The sequence below is a fragment of the Micromonospora sp. NPDC051296 genome, assembly GCF_040682255.1.
GTDB classification, from domain to species: Bacteria; Actinomycetota; Actinomycetes; order Mycobacteriales; family Micromonosporaceae; genus Micromonospora; species Micromonospora craterilacus.
The window spans coordinates 1-5,250 of sequence record NZ_JBFBAO010000432.1 but is presented as its reverse complement, the minus strand read 5'-3'; the positions used below and the strand labels follow the sequence as shown (position 1 = coordinate 5,250).

Below are 5,250 nucleotides of genomic sequence, written 5' to 3'. Positions count from 1 at the left end.
CCCGTCGACGCCGTCGGGACCCTCGTGCAGCACCACCCGCCGTTCGGTGGCGCCGCCGCGCTGCGACTCCGGGTCACCCAGCACGTACCGCCACCACCGATCGTCGCGGGCGGACCAGCCGGGGCGGTTTGCGCGGGCCTGCTCGTACACCCGGGCCAGGTCGGGCTGGCGGTCGGTCGGCCGGCCCAGGCGCAGCCGGCCCTCGTCGGGCGTCGCGGCCGGCAGCCGCAGCTCGATGGTCTCGCCGGTGATCTGGAGCCGCTGCGAGGCCATCCCGTAGCCGAAGCGGGGGTAGATCCGCCCCTCACTGGCCCAGAGCACCGCGACCGGCTCCCGACGGGCGTCGTGAATCTCGCGTAGCTGCCGGCGCATCATCGCGGTGAGCAGGCCCTGACGGCGGTGCGTCGGCGCGACGCCGACGAGGGTGACGTGCGCGGCGGGCACCGCACCGCCGGGTACGCCAAGCTCCCGGGTGTACGCCGCGGCGCTGGCCACCAGCTCCGTTCCGTCGCGTACCAGCAGGGCGCGTTCCGGTTCGAAGATCGCGCGTTCGATCTCGTGGCTCTCTGGGTCGACGCTGTGGTGGAACAGCTGTCCGAGTGTCCGGTTGATCTCGTCCCAGTCCTCGGCGCGGGCGGTCTGGATGGGCAAAGGGGAGGTCGTCACCGGTCGTGTCTAACCGATCGACGCGGCTGCGGCGAGCGATTTGCCGGCTGGCTACCCTCGAAGTCTCCAGCGGCGATCGGTGGTCGCCGCCGGCCCAGGGGGAGGGGATGACATGGCCGACCAGACGCAGCCGTGGGCGGAGCGGACCGTCGAGGTGCCGCCGCAGCCCGGTGACGGGATACCGCCGCAGCGCGACCCGTACCGGCGTGGCGTGGCCTCGGTCGGTTCCCGGGCGCCCCGTACCGAGCCGTTCCCGGCCGTCGAGCACGAGCCGACCGGCACCGGCTGGCCGGGCGGCCCGGCACCGCGCCGGCCGTTGAGCTGGCACGTGGCGCAGCTGAAACGCGGCGGTGAGTCGAGCGCCGCCGGTGCGCTGTTCGCCTTCGTGTGCTGGGGAATCTGGGCGATCTCCGGCGGCGGTGACCTCGCGGGGCCGTTCCTGATCTTCGTGCTGAGCCTGCTGGTGGCGGCCGGGCTCTTCGCGCTGGCCAGGCTGTTGGGGCGGGTGGTGCTGGAACGGCAGCTGGGCCGGGTGCGGCGCAGTGCCCGGGGCGCCCACCTGGTCACCGCGGTCTTTCTGACCGGCCTGGGCATCGCCTACCTGCAGCAGACCCAGTGGGTCGTGGACGCCTGGAACTGGCTGACCACCTGAGCCGCACGCACCGGAGCCGCACGCACCGCAGCCCGTTGCCGGGCGGGTCGGCCTGAACCGACCCGCCCGGCCGGGCCGGTCGCGGCACCGCGACCGGAAGGTCGTCACTCCACCAGGACGGGGCCGCATACCCCGCCGCTGCCGGTTCATCCGTGGCCGCCATCGGATCGGCCGCGGATGGATTCACCCGGTGGTTGACCTCAACAGGCCGCGAAGCGGCGCGGCAGGGATCGCCCCGACCTCGGCGGCGGCCGACCGCCCTCGCGATCGTTCCGGAGCGCCACTTTTCTCGTATCCTGCATCGATGCGTACCGGGGCGAAGAACGAAGGTGGTCTGACTCGGTGGACGTGGACGCTGGCGTCGGTGCAGCTCCTCGTCGTTGCGATGTACGCCTACGGGGCAGTCGCCTACCTCACCACCGAAGCCGAGTACTTCCCTGAGCAATCACCACCTGCGTGGGCATGGCCCGCGGTGATCGCGGTAGGGGTGGGCTTCATCCCGGCTCTGCTGTGCTTGGCCGTAGCACTGCCCAAGCTGACCTCTTCGGGGCTGCGAGCCGATTGGCGACGGTGGGTCGGACTCGCTGTAGCCAGCTCCCTTACCGGTCTGATGCTCTTGGTCATGGTTACGCCACCCGGCTGGGAGCTATTCGATTGGTACGTCAGCTAACCCACGTGAGCTGGCGGCGCCCGGATGTGGGACCTGACGGCCGGCCCGCAAATCGGCCTCGGGCGGCACGGCGGGCGCTACTGGCACGCCAATGGCACGCAAGATCAAAGAGAGCTAGCACGAAAGCGGCCCAGGCTCGGCGATCATGCCGCTGACCTGGGCCGGAAGGTGTGGAGCGGGCGACGGGAATCGAACCCGCACCGTCAGTTTGGAAGACTGAAGCTCTGCCATTGAGCTACGCCCGCGTACGCCCCGACACCCGGGACGCGCCCGACAGCCTACCCAATGCCCGCGGCGTCCGCGCGGCCGTATCCCGGCGCCACGCCGTCCATGATCCAGATAAGTTCCGGGCGGGGCGGCAATGTCGCCGGGGTATCCGGTTTCTCCCTGTTCGGCGCGTTGGGTGACGCCCCGGCACATCGTTGTCGGGCCGACGGCATAGACTGCTCGTCGCCACGGGGTGTGGCGCAGCTTGGTAGCGCACTCGCTTTGGGAGCGAGGGGCCGTGGGTTCAAATCCCGCCACCCCGACTGCCGCAACGTGGGAACGGCGACACCCGGAACGGCCGGCGCGCGGGACAGCCCCGCGGCGAGGCCCCCCGGGCGCTGCCGGTCGGCCGGGCCGGCTCGCCTACACTCGATGGGCTGTAAGAGCGCCCAGACTCAACCCGAGATCCGTCAAGGAGTACGCCTGTGAAGAGCACCGTCGAGACTCTGAGCCCGACGCGCGTGCGGCTCGCCATCGAGGTGCCGTTCGTCGAGCTCGAGCCGAGCCTCAAGAAGGCGTACCGGGAGATCGGCCAGCAGATCCAGATTCCCGGCTTCCGCAAGGGCAAGGTGCCGCCCGCCATCATCGATCAGCGGGTGGGTCGGGGCACCGTGCTCAACGAGGCGGTGCAGGAGGCCATCCCGCAGAACATCCTCTCTGCGGTCCGCGAGCACGACCTGAAGACCCTGGGTCGCCCCGAGGTCGAGATCACCGAGTTCAACGACGGTGACTCGCTCAATTTCACCGCCGAGGTGGACGTCCGGCCGGAGATCACCGTGCCCGACCTGACCTCCATCGAGGTCACGGTCGACGAGCTGCAGGTCGGCGACAGCGAGATCGACGAGCAGGTGACGAACCTCCGCGAGCGGTTCGCCACCCTCAAGACCGTCGAGCGGCCCGCCGCCGAGGGTGACTACGTGCAGATCGACCTGCGGGCGACCGTCGACGGCGAGGAGGTGCCGGGCGGCTCGGCCAGCAACATCTCCCACGAGGTGGGTAGCAAGCAGCTCCTGCCGGGCCTGGACGAGGCCGTGGTCGGCCTCTCCGCCGGTGAGGACACCACCTTCACCACCCAGCTCGTCGGTGGCGACTTCGCCGGCCGGGACGCCGACGTCGTGGTGACCGTGCGCACGGTCAAGGAGAAGGAGCTGCCCGAGCTGGACGACGACTTCGCCCAGATGGCCAGCGAGTTCGACACCATCGAGGAGCTGCGCAACGACCTGCGTGAGCGGGTCACCCGGGGCAAGCGGGTCGAGCAGATCTACGCCGCCCGGGACAAGGCCCTCGAGCAGCTCGTCGAGGCCGCCGACGTGCCGGCGCCGGAGGGCGTGGTCCGCGACGAGGTAGAGAGCCGCAAGCAGGCGATGGTCGACCAGCTGGAGCGGATCGGCGCCTCGCTGGAGGACTACCTCGCCGCCGAGGAGAAGACCGAGGAGCAGATCGACGCCGAGCTGACCGAGGCCGCCACCCAGGGCGTCAAGGTCCAGCTGCTGCTCGACACCCTCGCCGACGCCGAGGACGTGCAGGTCTCCGACGACGAGTTCGGCCACGAGATCGTGCACCGCGCCCAGCGCGCCGGCATGGCCCCCCAGCAGTACTACGACCAGCTGGTCCGCTCCGGAGCCGCTGGCGCGGTCTTCGGCGATGTCCGGCGGGGCAAGGCGCTGGCCGCGGTCATGGAGCGCATCACGATCAAGGACTCGGCCGGTGCCGAGGTCAGCCTTGACGCCCTCCGTGAGGCGGGCGAGCAGGAGCACGCGCACGAGCACTGATCGCCGGGTGGGGCCACCGTCCGCCGGTCGCGGTGGATGGTGGCCCGATCCCTTTCCGGGTACGCCTTCCAGGCTGCGCTGATAGCGAACAGTGCCCCGACCGGGACTATGCCCCCCGGCCCAGCGGTTAATGTCGGACACGACGGTACGGAGAGCGAAGGGCTGCCATGACCGACATGCACATCCCAGCGAAGCCGTTTCGGGCGATCGATGCCCGTGGCGGTGACTCAGTTGGCAACCTCGACGACTCGGTCTACAACCGATTGCTCAAGGAGCGGATCATCTTCCTGGGCAGCGAGGTGAACGATCAGGTGGCCAACCGCATCTGCGCGCAGCTGCTGCTGCTCGCGGCGGAGGACCCGGACCGGGACATTTTTCTCTGGATCAACTCGCCGGGTGGCTCGGTCTACTCCGGCATGGCGATCTACGACACCATGCAGTACATCGACAACGACGTGTCGACCGTGGCGATGGGCATGGCCGCCTCGATGGGCCAGCTGCTGCTCTGTGCGGGCACCAAGGGCAAGCGTTACGCCCTGCCGCACGCCCGGATCATGATGCACCAGCCGTCCGGCGGCATGGGCGGCACCGCCGCCGACATCGCGATCCAGGCCGAGCAGATGCTCTACACCAAGCGGATGTTCCAGGAGCGGGTCGCGTTCCACACCGGCCGAGACGCGGCGGAGATCGAGGCGGACTCGGACCGCGACCGCTGGTTCACCGCCCAGGAGGCGATGGACTACGGCTTCATCGACAAGGTGATCACCGGAGCCGCCCAGGTTCCGGAAGGCGCCGGGACCCTGAGCTGACCGAGGAGCTGACGATGACCGACCTGAGCCTGCCGCCCCAGTTCGCGGCCGTGCACAACCGCTACGTTCTGCCGTCGTTCGTCGAGCGCACGTCGTACGGGGTCAAGGAGTCCAACCCGTACAACAAGCTCTTCGAGGACCGGATCATCTTCCTCGGCGTCCAGGTGGACGACGCGTCGGCCAACGACGTGATGGCCCAGCTGCTCACCCTGGAGGGGACGGACCCCGACCGGGACATCATCATGTACATCAACTCGCCCGGTGGCTCGTTCACCGCCATGACGGCGATCTACGACACCATGCAGTACGTCCGGCCGGACATCCAGACCGTCTGCCTCGGCCAGGCGGCCTCCGCCGCGGCGGTGCTGCTGTCCGCGGGCACCCCGGGTAAGCGGATGGCGCTGCCGAACTCGC

The 5,250-nt window shown here is 69.8% G+C and carries 5 protein-coding genes and 2 tRNA genes; 5 read left to right on the top strand and 2 right to left on the bottom strand.

The window, feature by feature from the left end; genetic code table 11:
- Nucleotides 1-666, bottom strand: a 666-nt coding sequence (locus AB0M52_RS30025) for a GNAT family N-acetyltransferase (RefSeq protein ID WP_363960721.1), incomplete at its 3' end; no start/stop codon positions are given.
- Nucleotides 667-778: 112 nt separating this feature from the next.
- On the opposite strand from AB0M52_RS30025, the gene AB0M52_RS30020 reads away from it, so the two are divergent.
- Nucleotides 779-1,318 carry a hypothetical protein gene (locus AB0M52_RS30020; protein ID WP_363960718.1) on the top strand — a complete coding sequence of 180 codons (540 nt, stop codon included), beginning with the start codon at nt 779-781 and terminating at the stop codon, nt 1,316-1,318.
- Nucleotides 1,319-2,159: 841 nt separating this feature from the next.
- Here the strand turns inward: AB0M52_RS30020 and AB0M52_RS30015 are convergent.
- Nucleotides 2,160-2,233 (bottom strand) — tRNA-Gly (locus AB0M52_RS30015).
- A gap of 211 nt (nt 2,234-2,444) precedes the next feature.
- Between AB0M52_RS30015 and AB0M52_RS30010 the strand changes: the two genes are divergently transcribed.
- From AB0M52_RS30010 to AB0M52_RS29995, 4 genes are all read left to right on the top strand, one after another.
- Nucleotides 2,445-2,518: transfer RNA gene (locus AB0M52_RS30010), tRNA-Pro, on the top strand.
- 162 nt (nt 2,519-2,680) lie between these two features.
- Nucleotides 2,681-4,027: a trigger factor gene (tig, locus tag AB0M52_RS30005; protein ID WP_363960716.1), complete on the top strand. Its 1,347-nt coding sequence runs from the start codon at nt 2,681-2,683 to the stop codon at nt 4,025-4,027.
- 167 nt (nt 4,028-4,194) lie between these two features.
- Nucleotides 4,195-4,836, top strand: coding sequence for an ATP-dependent Clp protease proteolytic subunit (locus AB0M52_RS30000; RefSeq protein WP_363960714.1), 642 nt, complete (start codon nt 4,195-4,197; stop codon nt 4,834-4,836).
- Between the two features lie 14 nt (nt 4,837-4,850).
- Nucleotides 4,851-5,250, top strand: a 400-nt coding sequence (locus AB0M52_RS29995; RefSeq protein ID WP_363960712.1) for an ATP-dependent Clp protease proteolytic subunit, incomplete at its 3' end; no start/stop codon positions are given.

Coding starts and splice junctions, on each gene's coding strand:
- AB0M52_RS30020 (WP_363960718.1), top strand. CDS start 779: ATGGCCGACCAGACGCAGCCGTGGGCGGAGCGGACCGTCGAGGTGCCG.
- AB0M52_RS30000 (WP_363960714.1), top strand. CDS start 4,195: ATGACCGACATGCACATCCCAGCGAAGCCGTTTCGGGCGATCGATGCC.